We start from the raw sequence: 22,062 nt of genomic DNA, 5'->3' as shown, positions 1-22,062 counted from the left end.
TAAAGCAATGGCATTGACAAATTCGTAATTAGAATTTCCAAATCGTGATGAATCATACCGGTAGAGTTCAAAGCGTGCGCTGCTATAATCAAAACGGTTTAATCCACCTTTATAAGTACCTACCCACAGTACATCTGACAGCGTATCTTCGTAACAGGTGTAAACGCGATTTCCCGAAAGCGAGCCGAGCAAATTTTTATTTTGTACAAATCGCCTTATCGTTTTGTTCGCATCTTGCCGCCAAATACCTCCTAATCGGGAACCGATCCATAAGTTTTGCCTACGATCCCGGTAGATCATCCGTATTTGTAAGTTACTCATAGCAACCGGGAATACGCTGAATTGGCCTTCGGCCCATCGTGCTACGCCATTTTCTGTCCCTACCCAGACGGCGCTGTCTATGTCTTCCCAAAAGCAGCGCACCATATCGTGCGGTAATCCGTCTTTGGTGGCATAATGCTTATACTGTATCGCCGTTTTCGATATTTTATATAGTTCATGAGCATGCGTTCCGACCCATAATGTACCGTCAGAAGTTTTGATTAAAGCATTGACATAATCACGAAAAAAAACAGCATTATCGGGATCATTGCCTATATGATAAAAACGTTCCGAAACCATGTCGAAATAATTTAACCCTCCGTTCGATGTACCGATCCATAAGCCCGAGGCATCGGCAGTCGTTACACATCGTATGCGTAAATCATTGATACTATACCGATCTGTTTTTTGCGGCTGGTATGAACGCCATTGATTATAAGTTCGCCCCCATCGGATAAGACCATTGGGGGTGCCCATCCACACGACGGAGTCTCCCTGACTATAGATAGACCATACAGTCGAAATATCAGCAGTCGGTGCGCGGGTAGTCACCGCAGCTACGCGTGTATAAACACCTTTGTCCATATCCATTACGAGCATACCTAGTCCGGTAGTGCCGATCCAGAGTTCATCCGGATTATGAAGCGGCTGATACATGACACGTACAGGAAACAATATCGTCGAATCCGTTTTGTCTGGCCATTTTAGTGGATAGGATATAAAGCCATTTTCCGAAAACCGAAATAAGCCCTGCAAAGTCCCGACCCATAAACGCCCGCGAGCATCAGTAAAAAGACTTGTTACGCGACCATCTGAAACTGAATGCTGATCTTCCGTAATCACCGGATGACGGGAAACCTCCCCGGAGTAACGATTTATACGATTTAAGCCACGTTCGGTGCCGACCCATATACTTTCCAGACTGTCTTCGGCAATCGCTGTTATGTAATTACTCGATAGTGATGCGGCCAGAGAATCCGAGAGGTACAACTTCATTAGTGAGCCATCGTAACAATGCAACCCTTCACGGGTTCCGATCCATATCCGACCGTCGCGACTTTGCAAAAGACACGTTACCCTGTTTTGCAAAAGGCCGTGTTCACGGCCGATCTTATCTACATGATATGCTTCAGGCTGTGCGCATATTTGCGATAGATAACCTGTTAAGAGCAAATAAAAAAAATATAACCGGAATAGCATTAACGTGTTGTGTATCATGGACTGATATTTTTGAGGCCCTTAAAAAGTATCACACTTGCTATTTTTTCCAGCGCGAAATATTTTTTAGAAAAAGAAGAACACTCTAAGGCGTGCTAAAGAGAATCGATCACTCACGACACCTCGACACTACAGCATTATTGCAGTGACGAGGAGTTAAAATTAATGTATATACACAAGACACCAACACCGCTTCCCGTAGCATACACGGTAAATTTTGGAGCATAATGGTTAAACATAGTTTAAATAAACTCTATTATGCAATAGTCACTTGGTTTTGCCCTAGAATGCTCGATAGAGGAAATTTCAACTGTCAAAGCCGGTGCCCATACTAGGTTGTATCAATCATGTTTATCCGTATAGATTTTCGCGCACGCGAGTATTCCGGTATTTTGTATCGTTTATGATCAAAGCATCTATCTTCCGTCCAAAGCTTATCGCTGAACAAAAATTGATTCACTTCATCAGCAGCATCTTTTGGGATTTCGTAAAACTTTTACCTGAACCGTCTAAACTGCGTGCGGTCAGACGGTAGATGTACACTCCGGACGCCGCCATGCTTCCACGATTGTCTTTTCCGTCCCATTGGGCGAACTGATACCCCGCCGCATACTCGCGATCTGCAAGCTTACGCACCACCTGACCTAAAGCATTATAAATCGTAATTTCAATTTTTGATGCAACGGGAAGCGCAAACTTGATTGTCGTTGTCGGATTAAAGGGATTGGGATAGTTTTGATTTAATTCGAATCCTGTAGGCAAGCCCAAAAAACCCATATCGTGCGCATTGATATATGCTTCCGTTCCTACGAGCACTTTATAATGTCGCGCGTCGCTCGTTTTGGAAGTCAGGATTACAGGAATTTCTTTTTGTTGCTTCGCATCGTACATTACACGCAAATCCGTATCCATAACGCGCACACTGAAATTTTCCGGCAGATTCACCGGCTCGCCGATCACTATATGAGAACGCGTGATATTCGTTGACACTTCAAAATCCCACGTATGGCCTTCCTCCGATACGCGGCGCATATCGATCCCGTAGTCATCAGACTTCGATCCCCAATCCTTATGCGGAAAATAGAGGTGCAGACGCTGATCGCCCGGCGGTAACGGTGTATCGTAATAATCTTCTTCATCCACGGCATCATCCGCATGGGAAAGCGCACCGATAAAATTATGTTTATCTGCGATTTCTTCGCTTACGGCTTGAATATTGATCAACCATTCGCCTTTGTCAAAATCCGATGCAACGCTTCTCATAAGAGGTTTAGAAACACTCCCGGCCGCTTTAGGATAAATAAGCAAATTCCCATTGCCGATGACTTTTACGTAGTAACCGAACCACGGTTTGATCGAACTTACTTCCTGCCAATCTTTGTTGACGCCCCAAGTGTAGAATTTAGAATTTTCAATAGAGACTCCGGAAGAGGGAATAATATCCGACGTCGAAACGTCGAAATGGAACGGATTGCCGATAATATTCCATCCTGACTGTACGCTCACAGTGTATGGCGTTTCGGTAGTAAAAGTTTTGGCCGCGCCGGTTTTAAGCGAACCCTCTTTGGTCGTAATGAACCAATACCCTTTTCCGGAAGCAATATTACCGGTAAAAATCTGATTGCCGCTGCTATAGTTCCATATTTCCCACTCTTTGCCCTTTTCTCCAAAAATTGATCCAAGCACTGTATTCACATCTTTTGCGCCGGTGATGTCGAGAGGAATGGAGATAATTTCAAATTTGGATAGGTCATGTTTTTTGGCTACTGCTACAGGCTGACTATTACTTTTGGTCACACCGGAAGTTATAGCAGCGGTGATATGTTTTTCAGATTCCGATTGGTTTGAATTACCCACACGAGCACGAACAAAATAAACGGCACCGCGCGAAGCAATCTTATTCCACGGAATCGAATATGAATATACGCCTCCGGAATAATTCATATCTGCCGAATCCGAATAAGAAGCCGCGCCGCCGGCCTTATAATACAGCTTCACGATATCCCCATTGCCCCGATCCGCATTGATCGTAGCCTGTACGAGCGCTGATTGATTTTCTGTGACATTGGTAGGCGGTGTACCGGAATAGGCCAGCGTCAGATTTCCGGATGTAACATTGCGCGTGATGGTGGGTGCCGACTCTCCCCAACTATTCTTTGCCCGAACATTGTAGTAGTATGTCGCACCCAATTGCAGTGTGCTATCGGTGAATACTAAAGTACCGCTATGGACAGAATCTATAGCAACAAAACCGGTTGTTGCTTGGTTTGATCTGTAGATTTTATACTGCGACGGGTCAAAATCTGAAGCTGACCATGTCATCTGGATGCGATTGACTTTGCCTGACTCCAATTGTGCCGTAAAGCTGGAAGGCGTATCGGGTTCGCCGTAGGTCGTGACCTGTGCCGTGTCTGATGTGTAAGAAGTACCCCAACGATTTTTTGCAGTCACGTAATAAAAGTACACTGTTTTGCGTACACGACCTATATCATTGATATTCAGTTGCGTTCTGATCGTCGAATCCACACGCTGATAAGCGCCGGTACGCGTAGCGCCGCGATATATGAAATAACGAAAACTTGACGTGTCCCCTATACTTGCTTGCCATGCCAGTGTCACTTGTGTGGTATCTACCGGATTGGCGGTAAAATTAGCAACGCGTGTCGGCGGCACCGTATTGATCGTATAACCGAAAAATCCTCCGCCCAGTGAAACGCCCGAACCCGTACTGGTATCGGCAGCGATCACACCGATGGATGCCGAGATCACCGCTCCAGAACCCGATGGTTTATCAAATCCTGACGTGAACGAAGGTAGTAAAATTTGTTCTTGAGAATAAATAGGATTCCAATTTTGTGCAAATAATAATGATATGAGAATGATTTTTTTCATGAGAATACCTATGATTTATTGAAGACAATTGACATACTAAGCGTAAGTCAAAATCAAACCAATCGAGCAAGGCAAAATGGAGTTCGAAGACATATCGGTATCATTGAATTTTTAATTTAGATCGTCGTTTACATCATGCACGTCCAGAAAAAGTGTTGCTCAAATGCGATACTGCTATACAAGGCCGCTATTTGGAAAAAAATAAATTAAAAATAAAACTTCTTATAATTAAGTTCGGATTCAGTTATTCTTATCGACTGCAGATTCTTATCAATTGAATCAGAACATTGTTCTTTTTTAACCATAATATTTATGGACAAACCTTGTCAAGAATTTCGATTATTTTTTTTAATGCTTTGGATGGCTTGCTTCCAATTATAGCCTTGAGTATAGGATGGGATATAATATTAAGAATTCTCTTAAGGGTCTTACGCATTTTTGGGCGATACAATGAGCAGAAATTCGTTGTGATTGTTGTGGAAACAAGTAACACTTCCAAGTCATTGATTTCTGAATCCATTTCCAATGAAGCAATTCTTAACTCGTCTTTTGTTAGATTTTCTATTTCTTCAAGATTTAAATCATGAAATTCCATTTTAATTTCCTCCACTTTGAAGATTTGTACGATTTATTGATAACGTTAATTTCAAGGCGCGATTTCCATTAAAGTCATTGTTATACCATTTAGGAATGATCCACTATTAAAATTCAAAACCAATGGTGAGCTTCCAACAGTTGACACTTCAAGTTCGTAAGTAACCAAAGAACTTGAATTAGGTGAATCAACATATGACATTGAAAATGGCGTCTTAAACGGAACAGCATATGTTGTTATTTCCTGGGCCTTGATGGTGGTGGCTCCATTGCGTTTTAGTCTGATTATTCCTGTCCTGATATTCGAACCAGCATCAGCGCGAATTTCACTTGAAATTTGAATTAAGACATGGTTTGTAGTGCTCCCTACATTAAGCGATAAACTTATAACTGATTTTGTTTCTTCTGAATTGCATGAAACCTGACTACTATGACCATCTTGAACTATTTGTCTTATTTTCATAAACCCTGTAAGGTTCCCCCCGTCTCCCTGAATACTATTTGCAGTGACATTTCCTGTCGTAGCCACATTCTGACTACCAAAATCTGGATTGATTTTAGTTCCGGATATGCCCGCATTGGCACGTATGTCTGCATTCGTTATCGAGCCGTCGGTAATCGTAGAAGAGTCCACAGTATTTTTAGTTGCTAGACTCCCAAGGCCGTGTCCGCTGATGGAAGTCACCGTACCACTAATCTTGCTCGTCGCAATACCTGCCGTCGCGTTTATATCTGCATTGGTGATCGTTCCGTCCAATATTTTAGTGGATGTTATTGAGCCGTCAGGAATACTACCTGCGCCGACGTTGGTCAGTGCACTTCCATCTCCGCTAAATGATGTGGCCGTCACGCTTCCGCTTGTTGTGATATTTTGTGAACCAAAATTAGGTGTGATTTTCGTACCGGCGATAGCCGCTCCTGAAGCGACATGTCCGTCAGAAATCGAACCGGAGGCTATTTTAGCGGAAGTGATGCCGCCATCCAGAGTAGTTTTTGCCGTATCGGCTCGAACAGATGACAAACTATACGGCGTGCTATTCAGCGCAATGCGCGGTGACATCTCTATGCCACCGGATACTGTGATGCCCAGATAATAAGGTACATCAAATCGGAGCGTGGCCGGCAAAGGGCCGAGTTTGACGGAAAAAACACCGCGTCTGATCGAAACACTTTCGTTCTGGCTGTATTTTGAAGTGCCTCCGGATGGTTGATCGTAAATCTTGAAATCAATTGAATAATTGCCGTCCGGTTTGGGGTTGCCGTCCGCCTCCGTCAGCACACCCTGAAAAGTGATGTATTGTGGTATCTGAGCGTTGACGGGATTACTTCCGATAATAAGTAACAGCATTAGTGGTATGATACGCTTCATTGCTTATCTCCTGTATGTTTTATGTAGTTCAAGTCCGATGAAGAATATTCTTCCGGTTAACGGTGCATTGTCTTATTGTTACGGATTATTCGGCGGATCCGGAAAAACAGAAACCGGAGGTGATTTCTTGGCGGGCTTCATTAGAAACGCCGCTGCACCGCCGGCTATCACCACTCCGCCGAGGATATACCATTTGGTTTTGGAAACTCTATACGTGCCGGTGATTTTCTGCGCCATGATATCAAATACCGTAAGCAATCCGTCCGGTTTACCGCGGTATTCCTCATTGACCGTCACATCCACTTTGCCGGTAGTCACATCCAAAAGTTTGATCGTGACCGAATAAGTCTCTCCTATTTTGCCGATGTCTCCGGTTACCATCTTCTCTGCGGCCAATAACTGGCCGATCTCCACCGCGCACTCGCTGGAGTTACACACATCGGACATCTTAAAATCCTGCTCTTTGAGAATCTTGTCCATCTCACCGCGCTCAAGCACCGTGTATTTGCCGGTATTGGAAAACGAGTTACGAAACTTGCTCGTCAGCGCGGCTGCTTCCTGCGGCGTCAATCCCGATATGATCTTAAAATCCAATACTGCGGCCGTAGGCTTTCTTTCTTTCTCTTGTTTTTGACCGTATATACTTATGCCGAAAACGATCAGCATGAATACTACAGACCACCCTATTTGTCTCATGTCTTCTCCCCGTGTTTTTTGGAAATCATTGGTATGATTTTTTCATATATTCGTTTTGTTACAATCACCTGATAAAATAAAGCGTCTTATTCTAAGCTTGACGGCATACATTCACATCACAGCCACCATACGATGCACAGCAACAACAATCCGGAAATCGTGGCAAGCATCATCGTAAGACCGAAATCTCTTAAGAAATTATCTTTCACAGCTACTATCTCCACTTCAATGATCTTATTATTTCGTATTGGTCTTTTCAGAAATACCGCCGTTTTGGTCTTTGATTATTTTGTACACGGTTGATTTTTTCAGACCTGTTTTTTCGATGATGAGGCGCACCGGCATGCCGCGATGATGCATTTCGACCACATCACGCACCGCTTTCTGACGAAGCACATATTTTTCAGACGGTACGTAAGAACCTCTGAGGCGCGTACATATTAGTATAACCTTGTCCAATACATGCTGGTGCGGTTCGGCGATGATTTCCGTAAGTGCATCTATAAATTCACGTGTCGCATCGTATTTGCTGCTTTTAGACATAGCCGTACAGACCCCTTAAAAGACGAATATGAGAACCAAAAAAGGAATTAGACCCAAAAGACGTGTGCTTAAATTTAGACGACAGAATTTCCATCTCCCATAGCACGCGTGGAAATTCTGAATACGCGCTTATGCAAAAAAATCTTGTACATCGTAGCTATGGTGTTTAACTTTATTTACTCATATAGACACCATTCTTGGTTATTACATAACTGCATTCCCTCATGGATTCAGGTCATATGTCGGGCACATTGCTCAAAGCCATTGATTTTCAATTAGATAACGAAAGATCGTTTTGTGCAATGGCGTCTGATGGGCAAAGCAAATGACGACGAATAGGTACAAACTTGGGTTTATTGCTGGACGAGAAAATACAACTCTGTGTGAACACTTTAAGTCTTTGATAACTATTTGAGAGTGTGCTCAATAGCAGCAGGCGGATTATTTCTGATGTAAATTTGGTGATACATCAATGAGGCGATAAAGTATATAGTGGCTTTGTAATGAAAAGATTATAACTGCGTCGGGGTTGGATGCATTTGAGAAAGGTATTATTTTCCTTAATTTTTAGTGGTAACAAAAAAAAGCCGGTTAATTTTCCGGCTTTCATGAAGATCTATGCTACGTAAAATGTTCGGCGCATAAATTTGAAAGTTTAAATCAAAACCCGACTATAAACTTCATTGAGTAAATTCGTTTATTACATCTATCAAATCGTAGGGATATGACAGGCCTATATAGCATGCACGATCATCTTGCCTACCATCCGATGCTATATCCGCACTAAAAGCCTTTATTATGCCACCTTCAATTCGGATTGCTCTGCCAAATTGAATAAATCCTCCTGCCGTCCATATGAGTAGCTCTTCTTCTTGATCAGCGGTAGTGGCATGACCTAAAGAACCGTTTACCCCCAATCTAAGAAAGCCTTTATCAAATCCATGATACGCATCTATACTCAAAATCTGAGACCCCGGAGCTCCTATTTTTCCATGTTTAAAAACATCGATTTCCTTATGATGTTTTTCTTTCAAATCAATATAAAACCTCTCCTCAAGCCGTACCAGCCAAAATCTATATCCCCAACCCGACTTGACATTGAAATGCTTTTTAAGCCAAGGCTTTTCATCTTCAGACGAATTGTCTGACTGAGAAAAGACATCATGAGCCCACAGAAGCAAGAAAAAAAAATGATTTTTTTCATAAAACTCCTTCTTTTGAAGATGTTTAACTTCTATGAATAACCCCAAAAGCACATTGAAATATTTGTTTTTCTAAAAAAGAAAAGACTCTGTCTCCAAAATTTGCGGCTTTCGTAGTTATAATAAATTCTAATGAAAATACATAACGGTCATATAGCGCGATGATCGTTCATTGTTTTTCTTTTAACCCAAGTGATTCTGCCATTGCAGATGGCGATAGAGCTAAGCCCCAAAACCACGTTGGCTTAGAATATTTTTGGGTCAGGTAGTTTTTGGCTGTCTTAAGCGAAGACACATTCCCGATTGCTACAGATTCGTTTTTATAAATTTTTTTCCATGATAGACCGCCGACAAAAGAAAAATCTTTAAAAAGATCAACCGTACTTCCAATAAAAAAGACATCTAAGGGGGCTTTTGACAATTTTAAGCCAGTGAACAACCCCAAACGGTCATAATTATGTTTTTTCCAGTTGTATATGTTCGGATTATAAGTTTCCGGATCGCGAGGCCAATGCACTTCAATCGCTACGAACAACTGCTGTTTCCATTCTTTCCGATGTGCACTATCAGGTGATGCAATGATTCGACCTTCGCTGATTCTAAAATCATTTTTGACAAACTTGCTCTGCTGCACACCGACTTTAAGCAGTGCCCAATTCAACTCATGGATTGGAACTGTTATCTTCTTGCTCATTCTTGAGTTGTCATCTTGAATCACATCTATAATTATTTCAGCGTTTCCCGGGGGTTTAATATTTGAAACTTCATATACCTTATATGGGATGTTGCCCCCGTTACTTTTGGCGCTATATATTCCGAACCGATTTGATTGCTTAATAAAACTCAAAATGTCATTCACTGAATTTTCGATTGCAGATTTGTTTTTGATATAATTGACAGACGGTTCATCCATAATCCGATTACCGGCAACAAAGATATAAAATACCCTGGCGTTAAGAACTGCGCCCTGTTTTACGGATTTACCTCCAAGCGTCCAAGTTATCGCATTTCCGTCATCCATAATCGCCAAAACAGCAGTGTCTAGTTTAGATCCAAATATTGCGGTTATTGCAGAATTGATATCGTGTTCCTTGATCTCACCTTTTCTTATTAGCTTAACATTCTGAGAACTAGCTTGTGCGGTAAGAAAGAAAATGAAAATGCCGATAAAAAAACGGATCATAACATCTCCTCCTAAATTTGGTTTAACAATTCAATTAGAACGAAATTATTAAATACTTAGTTATTTGGCAGTGGAAGTTTTAGAGCATATTACACACTTCGCAGTTACTCATTGCTCTAAGAGCGGAAAACATTACATACTCGATTTTCCTATGAACAAAATTCACAAAAAGTTTTTAAGAAATAATTTTCTTGTACATCGCCATACCGATGTTTAACTTTGTTTACTCATATAGACACCGTTCTTGGTTATTTCATAACTACTTTCCCTCATGGATTCAGATCAGTTGCCGGGCACATTGCTCAAAGCCATTGATTTTCAATTAGATAATGCCGATGCGGTGAACCATCGTTTTGTGCAATGGCGTCTGATTGGCAAAGCAAATGACGGCGAATGGGTACAAACTTGGGTTTATTGCTGGACGAGAAGATATTTTTTTCGCAAGTTTCTTTGCGGGCAAATTCACTCTGCCGGTGATGCCGAAAAACTTATCGAAGAAGTCTATTTTTTATTCATTCAAAAACACGCTCATGTGCATACCCCGTCGCATTTTGCGGGATGGCTTTCGGTCATCTGCAAGTATCGCTTTCTCAACTATATTCGTTCTTGTCATCCGGAACAGTGGAACGAAGTACTGACAGAAGTGATCGGTAACGAAGCCGATAGGTCCATGATACATGATTTGGATGTAAAACTGTTTTTTGACAGAATCATCTCCGGAGAAATGCGCCAACTTCCGGACTATGTACAGACGGTTATTCACAAAAAAATATGGGAAGATAAAGAGTATCATGTGATCGCTCAGGAGATGGGACACAGCGTGGAAACCATACGCGCGTATTTTGCGCGTGGCATCAAAGCGCTTCGCAATTCCCATACAATCCGCGAAGCCTATGCAGAGAGTTATGAACCGAACCCCTAAATTGTCTATACCGTAAGAGATTGTATGCTGGACTCAAAAGAAAAACTCAGCCGTCAGGAAATTGCCGACTATGCGATGCGCAGTCATTTTCCTTTGACACCGGAAAAAGAAGAATCTATTCGCCGACGCATAGATCTGGATCCGAATGCTCAGGCTGAATTACAGGTCATGCTGGATCGTAAAACGGGATTAGATCGACTAACCCCCTCGGAAAATCATTTTGCACGGCTCCAACAGAAAACCACACCTTCTGTAAAATCTAATTTGACAAAAACCGTGTGGTTACGCGCCGCAGCCATTTTTTTGATCATAGTCGGGAGTTATTCCGGCCTAGTGGCTTATGTAAATTATCGGTTCGATCACGGGCCGCAAGGCTTGGCGCAGTTTCAAAAGGATTATGAGTTTGCCATAGCACCCGCCGCGACCCGCGGTTCCAATGAAAAAGAGCCGGAGGATATCCGGCTCTTCAAAGAAGGTGTGCGATTGTTATTTGAATCCAAAGAAACGACTCTGGGTTTGTTTCCGAGGTATGATAAAGAAAAACTAGTACTCACATTAAACACATTGGAATCAGTTCGTAAACTTACAACCAACTCCAAAGTTTTTTTGCGTGTCGAAATACTCACAGCACAAATAAATAAATACATCAGCGAATAGTTTTTAATTCGTAAAAAAACATATGAAACGTTTTTTGAAAATACCGAACAAGTAAAAGCAAGTAAATCATATGTCGGTATATGTAAATACCCATTGAATCATGAATAATATCTATGTAAAAAAACTGTACCTGACATAAATCTGCACTTTCTGAAACATTACAAAACCGTTTCAAGCTATATTTAATGCGAGCTGTCAAAGTATTTCATGAAACCTTTGTTACGAACTTCGATTTTGATGCCGTAATTTCTCATTCCTATTTTGCAATAATACTCGTCGTACGGCGTCGTTTTGCCGGAGTTAAAATAAAACCCAAAACGTATCAGTTCGCCAAGGGATACAGCTTTACCGTCGATTTCTACAAAAATTGTATCCCCTGTCAGCACAGTACCCATTGGATAACGGGAGAAAATGTTTTGTGATTTAAATTTTAATATTTTATCACGAATAATTTGAACTTTGGTCAGCACATCGTTATGAGATTTCACTTCCGGCAAACCGTCATCCCACATCGTCATATAATATTGAGACATTACGATGTAATTAGGCTGACCATCGGCGTCACCATTGTTAATTACATTGATAGAAATGTCGGCAATAATGTTTTTTGGTAAAGTTATGGATAGGTAGGAATTAGGATCACTGATCGGCCTATTGGATATTTGAACATCATTACCTCCTCCGGTCGGTGGAATAGCTGTGCCCGAATCATTGGTGTCAGTTGTGTTAACTGGCCCTAAAATACCGTACAAAGCATAAATAATTGCAAGCGTAAAAGTGCCTGAAACGCAGAGAGCGATCTTTTTCATACAAACACTCCTCTTTTTGAGATGGGTAGGACGATAAATTAAATTGAGAGAGACTTCTACATTAAACGCCATTCCTTATGATTAAGTTCCTTTATTTTGTGATGTATTGTTTGGTTGTATTCACAAAAGCTTCATCACAAGATTTCAAGCCAATCCAAAAAATGCTGAATGAAAGCAACCCACGCGGTGCGTTGCATGTTTTGGATAGTTTGATTTCATCATTGAGCAACCGAACTGACTCTATGCGTTGCGGTATTGAATATCTTCGGATAGGAGTGTTTTATCAAAATATTAACGACTATGCTTCTGCGATTGATCCTACCCGTAAGTCTCAACAGATATTTTTAAATACACATTATCCTGATTGGCTGGTTTATGCTTTATCTTTTGAAGCGCACTACAAACTGATGCTCAACGAATATTCCTCTTCTCTACTACTCCTACATGAGGCAATTAAAATTGCACGCGCTGATTCCGTGTTTAAAAAGAAACCGCATCCGTATTACTCTACACTTAACCGATTAGGATTAGTCAATTTTCATCTTGGTAATTACCGCGAAGCACTAGCTTGTTTTGATTCATGTAATATTTTTTTTGAGCGACTACATGATGAGTATGAATTAAGCTCGACCTACCTTCAGATGGGAAGAATTTTCAGAGAAACTAATGAGTTTCGAAAATCGGAAGAGTATTTTAATCGAGTTTTGGCAATGAGTTCTAAGCTCCATATTCAGCCAAATGATCGTAAATTAAGCGCTTATTCGGGCATCGCTGAATTGTATTACAAACAAAACAAATACGAAGAAGCAATAAAGAATCAACTACGATCCGTTGAAGAAATAAAAACGTTGAAAAGCGAAGCAGATGTCGTGTACAGCGAATTGGGATACTATTATGAACGTATCGGCAAATGGGATAAAGCCTCTGTTTCTTATAAAACTGCATTGAATTTATTAATGGAAAACTGGACGGCTTGTTCCGGATTAGCTAGAGTGGCCGAATCACAATCTAAAATAGAAGAAGCCGACAGCTTGTACCGTCGCTCTATCATGTTAGCTACTAAAAAGGCTGAATTAAATAAAGGTATCTCCATTGTTGCTATTTCTAAAAATATCGTCCCTGCTTATCTACATGCCGCGCGTTTTTATGCCAGACAAGGAAAAACTCAAGTCGCATTTAACCTCATTGAAAATACTAAATCACTGTACTCATCCAAACTGCTCCGACTTAGCGGTAATAGATCACTGAAAGCTTTATCAGACAGTTTATCTTCAATTGATCGACGCATTCGAAATATCTTTGGCCAATATCAAAATCATCCCATAGCTCTGCATGAGGCCCGCATATGGGATACCGAACGAGTTCACCTGTTAGACTCTTTACTTTTTTTGGAGGATTCTGCGAAATCACCATTTGAAAATACAAATCAATCCTCGAACGCTTTAAAGGACGCATTGGGTCAGTCCTACCAACTAATAGAGTACGGCCTCTGTGAAGATTCGTTGATTTCGTTTTTTATTACTGGCGATACGATGAAAATAAATATTTCAGGAATCCGTAAAGATAGTTTAATCCGATGGGCTGAAACTGTCTGTACAAATCAAACCACGGACGAAGTGGCGAGCAGAAAATTATACAATGCGTTGATTCACCCTTTTGAAGACATTCTTGATAAAAATAAAACACTCATCGTTGTCCCAGACGGGCCATTAACCCGTTTGCCCTTTGAATTGTTACTTTCATCAGATAAACCTAACGATATTTTGCTTCGACATTATCCTATAGTTTACGCCATATCAGCCAGTTTTTGGTTAGATCGCGTTCGTCGTTTTTCAAACGCACCTCGCCACTATGCTGGATTTGCATTTGCTTCATCTTCACTACGAAGTGATCTGCCTTACACTGAAAAACAGATGATTAGCAGCTCAAACACATTTGATAAAAGCCGATATTGGGTTAACCATCTTTCAGTAAATGAAATAATATCCCATATCGCTAATTATAAAATCATAGATTTCGCTACTCACGCTGTCGTATCCGATATCGAACCGATGTATTCACAAATTTTTTTTTCGGATCACAGTTCTCTTAAAATGTATGACATCTATGACTTTCGTATTGATGCTGACCTTGTCGTTTTAAGCGCCTGCCGCACCGGCTTGGGCAAACCCGTCGCCGGCGAAGGGCTCATGGGTTTCAATCAAGCTTTTGCGTATGCTGGTGCATACAGCCTGATCATGTCCGCTTGGGATATTGATGACGAAGCAACAGCCATGATTATGAGTGCATTTTATGAAGGTATTGCATCCGGACTTACGCGTGCAGAAGCGCTACGGCAAGCGAAACTAAAATATATCAATGAGGCGTATGAACTGAAACAATCGCCTTATTACTGGGCGGGGCTCATGCTCTGGGGCAACCCTGAGACAATTCCCTTGCACCGCGTGCCGTATGAGTTTATCGCTTTTTTGTTCATTCCTTTCGCGATTATTATCGTATCCCCTTTCATCGGAAGATTAAGAAAAAAGAAAAAATACTGACAAATAATTTCGAAATCATCTGATAGCCCAAAGTTCAATACCTAAGTTCAACTTTCAATTTGAATTACCAAAATTTTCGCTTGTTCGTATCTGTATTCTAAAACTCATGGCCATATTCGACAATTCAAACCCTATTTTCATGTGAATGATATCCCGGGTATTTGTCCCCTGTTTCGCTCTGTGAAGCAAAATGAATCGCCTTATGAAAAAGCCATCCTCGCCAATGGATAAAATTAATTTGATAGTTACATCCCATCATCAACTTGATAACGTGGCTTTTGAAACCAATTTGAACTAAAATATTACAAGCCAGGCTTTTTATAAAAAAAGCGGGCTTTGGCCCGCTTTCAATGATTAAAATGATCTCCTGTTATCAAGATATTCAGTTTTGATCATACTTTTTCTTAAACCGTTGATACAGATCGGTTTGTTTATTACCAAGATCAATATCCCGGCCTTGTATAAATGCCTGCTCTACTATAGATGTACGCATGTCCATAATATCACCGCTTACCACGATCAAGGTCGCATCTTTACCTTTTTCTATAGTACCCATACGATCATTTATACCTAAAATTTCGGCCGGTGACTTAGTGATAGCCGTCAACGCTTCTTCTTTAGACAAACCAAAAGCCACGCCCGATCCGGCTTGAAACGCCAAATTCCGCTGTTGCCAACTGCCGTCTATGGTAATGGCAAATGTAACACCGGCATCCAGCAAGAGTTTGGGCAGTTTGTAACGCAGATCGTAGTCTTCATCTTCACGCCCGGGTATCGCATGCGTATCCGTGATGATAACTGGTATATTATGCTCTTTCAAGAGCGGTGCGACGCGCCAACTATCATAACCGCCGATAATCGCGCCGAGTATATCGTATTTCTTCAAAAGTGCCACGGCCGCCTGAATTTGTTTAGCATCATTGGCACGAATGAATACCCGTCTTTTCTTTTCAAAAACAGGAATCACAGACTCCCATTTTAAATCAAGCGCGGCAGAATTACCGGTTTTTTTAGCTGTAAAATACGCATACGCATCCTCAAAAGCTTTGAATAGCTCGTTTAATGCTTTTTCCGAGTTTTTCTTTTGAACATCGGCCGGCGGCGCAAATATACTACTGGAGATCGACATAGACGGCCACTGCACGATCAAACCATTGTCCGCAGAAACCACCGCGTCTTCATAGTTCCATGCATCCAGCTGAACGACGGAAGCCGTTCCCGACAACGTGCCTCCCTGCGGCGTGATTTGCGCCAGAAGCACGCCATTGGAGCGCACGGTAGGAATAACACGGGAATCGGTGTTAAACGCTATCAATGCGCGCGCATTGGGATTGATCGAACCGACTTCCCGATCATCACGCGTCGGGCGTGCCGCTTCGATCTCCGACAAACCGAGCGTGCTATAGCAGGCAATCAACCCGGGATAAATTTCTTTTCCCGTTGCGTCCACCTCACGTGCGGTGGAAGGTTTGCTAAGCCCAGGGCCAATTTCGATGATTTTACCGTTATCCAGAAGGATGTCCGTTTTTTCCAGCACACGCCCATCACCGACATGTACGCGACCATTGCGTAACAGAATCGGCTGCTTTTGGGATGATGCGGGCGTCGGCAAATCCTGAGCCTGTGCGACGGAAGTGAACACCACCATGATCCATGTGGCCATCATATATATTTTTTTCAAATGCGTTCCTGATTTTTTCATATTTTTCTCCTATTCCTCACCGACACAGTGGTAACGAATTTTCTTCTGCGGTATGGGTTTTACGGCCGGGGTGCCGCCTTTTTTATCCGCGATCATTTTTTGTATTAACCGGCTGCGTTCCTGATCCACTTCGTTTTGCAAACGGACATCCGTTTCTTTATCAAAATATAAACGCCCGTCTACAAAAGTTTTTTCCGGCACGGCATAAATCGAAAGCGGGTTATTATTCCATACTACGATATCCGCATCTTTGCCGTTATCCAAGCTGCCCACACGATCATCCACGCGCAGCATTTTTGCCGGATTGAGCGTTACAAATTTCCACGCATCTTCTTCTGAAACGCCGGCATATTTTACCGATTTGGCCGCTTCCTGATTGAGTCGCCGCGCCATTTCGGCGTCATCGGAATTGATACCCACGGTAACGCCTTCCTGGTGCATGAGCCCAGGATTATGCGGTATCGCATCAATTACCTCATATTTGTATGCCCACCAATCAGCAAACGTAGAACCCGCCGCGCCATGTTTTTTCATCTTATCGGCTACTTTGTAACCTTCGAGAATATGCGTAAACGTATTGACGCGAAAACCCATTTCTTCGGCTACGCGCATCAGCATCGTAATTTCCGATTGGACGTAAGAATGGCATGTGATATGACGTTTCCCGTCGAGAATTTCGACCAGGGCATCAAGCTCCAGATCGCGGCGCGGAGCAACTTTTCCGGATTTTTCTCCGCCGGATTTCTGATAACTTTCCCACGTCGATTTGTATTCTTTTGCCGCCTGAAACGCATCACGGATGATTTGCTCAACGCCCATGCGGGTTTGCGGATACCGCGTCGTAAAATTATCACCCCAATTGGACTGTTTGACATTTTCACCGAGAGCAAACTTGATAAAGCCGGGCCAGTTTGGAAATTTTAATTCTTCAGCCGCGGCACCCCAACGTAATTTGATCAATTGTGTCTGTCCGCCGATCGCATTAGCGGAGCCGTGCAAAAGGTGCGACGATGTGACCCCGCCGGCCAATTGGCGATATATATCCGAATCCTCGGCATCCAAGGCATCGCCGATGCGCACTTCCGAACTCACCGATTGCGTACCTTCATTGACGCCACGGCTCACCGCAATGTGCGAGTGTTCATCGATAATACCCGTCGTCACATGTTTGCCCGTCCCATCAACGATCCATGCACCCGCTGGCGCCGAAAGATTTTTTCCGACTTGTTTGATTTTACCTTTTTCAAACAACACATCGGTTTCTTTTAAAATCCCTTTCGACGTATTAGTCCACACCGTAGCGTTTCGGATTAATACGGTTTGTTGTACGGGAATTTCTTTCAAACCGAAAGCCATATTGGGAAAGCTGATCGGTGATAATACGGACGAATCCGGCTTGATCGAATTATCTTCCGCCTTCGGTTCAAACGATTTGAACAACGTTCCGGACCAGCTCATCGTCTTACCTGAAGGAAATTCTCCGGTACCGGACAGACGTCCGTTGATAAGCAGCGCCTTCAAACGAACAAGCCCGGGCTCGCCGATCGAATCTCCACGAAACTGGATGGACAGCATATCCCCGTTAACCGAAGGAGTTACTTCTACGTTTTGCGAATCGCGGTACATAAAATTACCGCTCAACTTTGAAAGCGTACCATTGATCATCAGGACGTATGCTTTGAGATCCCCTTGGAGATTCCATACGCCGCGCGGATCTATCGCCGGTACGCGATTGACTTCATACGAGCGTCCTTTGATCCAGGATTGGGTGATCGTCGTATTTTTTTCAAATAAATTGCCGGAAGCGATTACCAGATTAGCCAATTTTCCTTTTTCCAGCGTGCCAACCTGTGCGTCTATACCGAGCATTTTGGCCGGCCGCGTTGTCAGGGCCTCCAGTGCTTTATCCGCCGGTAATCCCATCGCAATAGATTTATGAATGTTGGACCAAAATGATTTGTTGTCCTGCAAACCAGCCGAAGTCAATGCGAAGGAGATACCCGCCTTGGCCAATGCGCCGGGATTGGCCGGAGCCCATTCCCATTTTTTCATCTGGGCTAAGGAGACATTGCGCGCATCGTCTGGATCTTCGACATCATACGCTGAAGGAAAATTGACCGGTACGATCAATGATACGCCGTTTTGTTTGAGCGCTTCGATGCGTTCGTATTCATATCCTGCGGATTTGATAATGAACGTTTGTCCAAACTCTTTACCGATCTGCATCACCCGAAAAATGTCCTGCGTATTCGCTACTTCAAAAATCAAAGGCAGTTTAGCTGAAAATTGTGTATTGAGCGCTTCAAGAGAAATATTCACATCCGGACGGTTTTTGGAATTCATCGCTTTGCCATACCACGATGCATCGTAAAATGTTTGCCGGATCAGCGCGATCGTACCGATCAGTGAACTCGGATAATCTTGTGTAGAAACACCTTTATCAAATGAAAAATTGGCCGTCGCCTGACGACTTAAAATTTCTTCGGCGGCCGAAGACTCGCCCAAATTGACAATCGCTCCGGTGCCGCGCACAATACCGTCCAGCGGTCTGGCATGAACGGTCGTAAATCCCAACGCACGTAATTCGCCCGCACGTTTGGCATCTATGGTAAATTCCCGCGCCGCTTCAAATTCCGGTTTAACGGCTTGATTCCAGCTGTAAGCGCCTTTTTTGGATGTGTAAGGTTGCGGACCGTCGCTCCCCTTCTCTTTTGCCGGCGGTGCGATCCCGTAACCGGCGTAAGCGTCAATCAACCCCGGATAAATCCACATTCCCTTGAGATCATGGATGACGGCCTCACGCGGAATATTAACGGATTTACCGATCGCTTCAATGACACCGTCGCGAATGACGATCGTGCCGCTATCAATTTTTTGTCCGGGCCCGGGAATAATTGTAGCACCGACAAACGCATGAATCGAGGGCGTTTTATCATGCAGACCCTCGACCGGCCATGTTTGCTGCGCAGAAACATTTTTCAACGTAAAGCACAACAAACCGCACATTGCAAAACATAGAAATCGTTTCATCACACCTCACTGGGTTATGGTAAAAGAAATACATTCTGACGAAATGAAATATTGGGACAGACGATATACGGCGACAAATATACAAAGGTTTCTAAGTAATGAAAGCAAATTTCAACAAAAGCCTACAACAAGAGCAAGAATCGGGTCGTTTGGACGTCATGAACTATTTATCATTCAGCATAAAACAAATTTTAAAGGAGATTTGTATGACTAAATTCAAAATCGTTCCACTGCCGTTAAACTTAGCAGAACGCATTCGCACCGACCGAATGGACGATCAAGGTCACGCCGTCGTCGAACAAATTGCGACCGGCTACGGCCCGTGCCGCGTTTCGCTGAAACCCTTCAGGCCCGGTACGGACAGACGTTTGCTTTTTTCGCATTCTCCGTTTGAAGTGGATAACGCCTTCAACCAGCCCGGCCCTGTATTTATTCATGCCGAATCCGTAACGCCCTATGAAGATATACACCGATTTCCTCCGGAAATCAAAGCCGATAAAAAGCACTTTCCATTAACCCTCATTGGTTATTCCGATGATCAGCGTATGGTATACACCCGTCTTGTCGGAGATCGCGATGTAGATCAAATGATCAGCGACATTTTTGAAAAACATACAGATGTCGCATACCTCCATGCGCGCAATGCGGAAGCCGGATGCTACATTTGCCGGATTGATCGTGCAGAATAGCTCAACAACTTTGGTGTTTTTCATACGGTGTCTTAGTACGAAAAATGCGACGGGCGGTAGAGCCCACGCAACATAGCTAATCGCTTGAATTTCATCAGGAATCCCAGTAAGTTGATCCAGCATTGATGAAATAAGTCACGACTTGTTTCGTTATGCTAAGAATCAACCAAAGGAAAACACCAACGATGAATATTTCGTCGCAGACCAATTCGGAACAATTCAAAAAAGAGTTTGAAGAATTTTTAAAAGAAAAATACGGTACGGCCGATCCGGAACAAGACAGTGCAGGCACGAAAAATCAGGGTTCAACGCTGAAATCCGGTGAAAAGACCAATTTTGACCTGAAGCCTGAGGAATTGGAAGAATACCTCAACCAGTTCGTCGAATGCCAGGAAGAAGCGATCGAAGTCATCGCCACCAAGATCGCCACGCACTACAACCGTATGAAACTGGAAGACACGCTCACGGATGAACAAAAACTTGTAGGTAACATCAAAAGCAATGTTCTTCTCATCGGCCCTACGGGTGTGGGTAAAACGTACATCGTCAAACTGATTGCAAAAAAAATCGGTGTACCTTTCGTCAAAGGCGATGCCACCAAGTTTTCCGAAACCGGCTATGTCGGGGGCGATGTTGAAGACCTCGTGCGCGATCTTGTACGTGAAGCCGACGGCGATATCAAAAGCGCCGAATACGGTATTATCTATCTTGACGAAATAGACAAAATCGCTTCGGCACAAAACAACCGCGGTATTGATGTATCCCGTACCGGCGTTCAGCGGAACCTTTTGAAACTTATGGAAGAATCCGAAGTGGATCTGCGCGTACCGCATGACATGGCCGCCCAAATGGAAGCCGCGATGGAAGCCCAACGCACCGGCAAAGTGCAGCGTAAAAAAGTAAACACAAAAAACATCCTATTCGTAATGAGCGGCGCTTTCGGCGGCATCGAAGAAAACATCCGCAAGCGCATCAATCAAGTACGCATCGGCTTCGGCTCGGATCAGGAAGGCATTTCTAAACTCTCGCGCGGCGAACTGATGAAACGCGTAAAAACAGAAGACCTCGTCGAATACGGATTCGAATCGGAATTTGTAGGACGCCTGCCCGTCATCGCCGTACTCAACGAACTTACGGTTGACGCGCTATTTAATATTCTAAAAAACCCCAACAGCAGCGTGATCCTCAGCAAAAAGCGCGATTTTGCCGCTTACGGTATCGAAGTCGAATTTGATGACGACGCATTGCACATTTTTGCAGAACGTGCGTTTGTCCAAAAAACAGGCGCGCGCGGCTTAGTCAATATTTTAGAAAACGTATTGATCAAATTTGAAAAGAAATTACCGTCCACGAACATTCGTAAATTTCGCGTCACCAAAGACGTCGTTTTGCAGCCGCAAGCCGAACTCAACAAGCTGCTCACCTATTCTTCGATGAAAGAATTTCAACAGCAGTATCTCACGACGCACGGCATTATTTTTGAATTTTCCGATGTGGCCATTCAAAAAATCGCTCAGCGATCACAAACTGAAAAACGCTCGTTCCGGGCGATCGCTGCAGAGCTTTTTAAAGATTACGAATACGGATTAAAATTGGCCGGTAAAACACATTTTCTTGTAACGCCCGAAGTTTTTGATGATCCCAGAAAATATTTGGACGAACTGATTAAAAAATCGTATTCCAACAAATGAGTCG

15 protein-coding genes and 1 pseudogene are annotated in these 22,062 nt (G+C 43.0%); 5 read left to right on the top strand and 11 right to left on the bottom strand.

From position 1 onward, the window contains the following. Positions 1-1,347: 1,347 nt before the first annotated feature. From HUU58_05870 to HUU58_05835, 8 genes and pseudogenes are all read right to left on the bottom strand, one after another. Positions 1,348-1,539 (bottom strand): annotated as a pseudogene (locus tag HUU58_05870) (hypothetical protein). A 456-nt stretch (positions 1,540-1,995) separates the two neighbouring features. Further along, complete coding sequence (locus tag HUU58_05865; GenBank protein NUN45191.1) at positions 1,996-4,431, bottom strand: T9SS type A sorting domain-containing protein; 2,436 nt, start codon at positions 4,429-4,431, stop codon at positions 1,996-1,998. A 310-nt stretch (positions 4,432-4,741) separates the two neighbouring features. Continuing rightward, positions 4,742-5,026: a hypothetical protein gene (locus tag HUU58_05860; protein ID NUN45190.1), complete on the bottom strand. Its 285-nt coding sequence runs from the start codon at positions 5,024-5,026 to the stop codon at positions 4,742-4,744. A 51-nt stretch (positions 5,027-5,077) separates the two neighbouring features. Beyond that, a complete protein-coding gene (locus HUU58_05855; protein ID NUN45189.1) occupies positions 5,078-6,394 on the bottom strand; it encodes a hypothetical protein in 1,317 nt (438 codons plus the stop codon). A gap of 78 nt (positions 6,395-6,472) precedes the next feature. Then, positions 6,473-7,090: a hypothetical protein gene (locus tag HUU58_05850; GenBank protein NUN45188.1), complete on the bottom strand. Its 618-nt coding sequence runs from the start codon at positions 7,088-7,090 to the stop codon at positions 6,473-6,475. 237 nt (positions 7,091-7,327) lie between these two features. Further along, positions 7,328-7,633, bottom strand: coding sequence for a hypothetical protein (locus HUU58_05845; protein NUN45187.1), 306 nt, complete (start codon positions 7,631-7,633; stop codon positions 7,328-7,330). A 680-nt stretch (positions 7,634-8,313) separates the two neighbouring features. Next, on the bottom strand, positions 8,314-8,889 hold the full coding sequence (locus tag HUU58_05840; GenBank protein NUN45186.1) for a hypothetical protein: 576 nt from the start codon (positions 8,887-8,889) through the stop codon (positions 8,314-8,316). A 115-nt stretch (positions 8,890-9,004) separates the two neighbouring features. After that, positions 9,005-10,018, bottom strand: coding sequence for a hypothetical protein (locus tag HUU58_05835; protein ID NUN45185.1), 1,014 nt, complete (start codon positions 10,016-10,018; stop codon positions 9,005-9,007). Positions 10,019-10,289: 271 nt separating this feature from the next. Between HUU58_05835 and HUU58_05830 the strand changes: the two genes are divergently transcribed. Both HUU58_05830 and HUU58_05825 read left to right on the top strand, forming a co-directional pair. Then, entirely contained in the window at positions 10,290-10,940 is a 651-nt protein-coding gene (locus tag HUU58_05830; GenBank protein NUN45184.1) for a hypothetical protein, read from the top strand. A gap of 24 nt (positions 10,941-10,964) precedes the next feature. Further along, the gene (locus HUU58_05825; GenBank protein ID NUN45183.1) at positions 10,965-11,597 is read left to right on the top strand and encodes a hypothetical protein; all 633 of its coding nucleotides are present in this window, start codon (positions 10,965-10,967) and stop codon (positions 11,595-11,597) included. A gap of 182 nt (positions 11,598-11,779) precedes the next feature. Here the strand turns inward: HUU58_05825 and HUU58_05820 are convergent, their stop codons facing one another. After that, entirely contained in the window at positions 11,780-12,406 is a 627-nt protein-coding gene (locus HUU58_05820) for a hypothetical protein (protein NUN45182.1), read from the bottom strand. 161 nt (positions 12,407-12,567) lie between these two features. Here HUU58_05820 and HUU58_05815 point away from each other — a divergent pair, with 161 nt between their 5' ends. Then, complete coding sequence (locus tag HUU58_05815; GenBank protein ID NUN45181.1) at positions 12,568-14,946, top strand: CHAT domain-containing protein; 2,379 nt, start codon at positions 12,568-12,570, stop codon at positions 14,944-14,946. A gap of 382 nt (positions 14,947-15,328) precedes the next feature. On the opposite strand, the gene HUU58_05810 is transcribed toward HUU58_05815, so the two are convergent. Then, positions 15,329-16,648: an amidohydrolase family protein gene (locus HUU58_05810; GenBank protein ID NUN45180.1), complete on the bottom strand. Its 1,320-nt coding sequence runs from the start codon at positions 16,646-16,648 to the stop codon at positions 15,329-15,331. A 9-nt stretch (positions 16,649-16,657) separates the two neighbouring features. Continuing rightward, positions 16,658-19,678 (bottom strand): amidohydrolase family protein, encoded by a 3,021-nt coding sequence (locus HUU58_05805; protein ID NUN45179.1) that lies wholly within the window; start codon positions 19,676-19,678, stop codon positions 16,658-16,660. Between the two features lie 206 nt (positions 19,679-19,884). On the opposite strand from HUU58_05805, the gene HUU58_05800 reads away from it, so the two are divergent. Both HUU58_05800 and HUU58_05795 read left to right on the top strand, forming a co-directional pair. Then, positions 19,885-20,367: a DUF1203 domain-containing protein gene (locus HUU58_05800; GenBank protein NUN45178.1), complete on the top strand. Its 483-nt coding sequence runs from the start codon at positions 19,885-19,887 to the stop codon at positions 20,365-20,367. 185 nt (positions 20,368-20,552) lie between these two features. Beyond that, on the top strand, positions 20,553-22,058 hold the full coding sequence (locus tag HUU58_05795) for an AAA family ATPase (GenBank protein NUN45177.1): 1,506 nt from the start codon (positions 20,553-20,555) through the stop codon (positions 22,056-22,058). Positions 22,059-22,062 lie beyond the last annotated feature (4 nt).

The sequence above is a fragment of the bacterium genome (genome assembly GCA_013360215.1).
GTDB lineage: Bacteria > CLD3 > CLD3 > SB21 > SB21 > JABWCP01.
The sequence above is the reverse complement of the archived record's forward strand: the minus strand, read 5'-3'. Positions and strand labels throughout refer to the sequence as shown.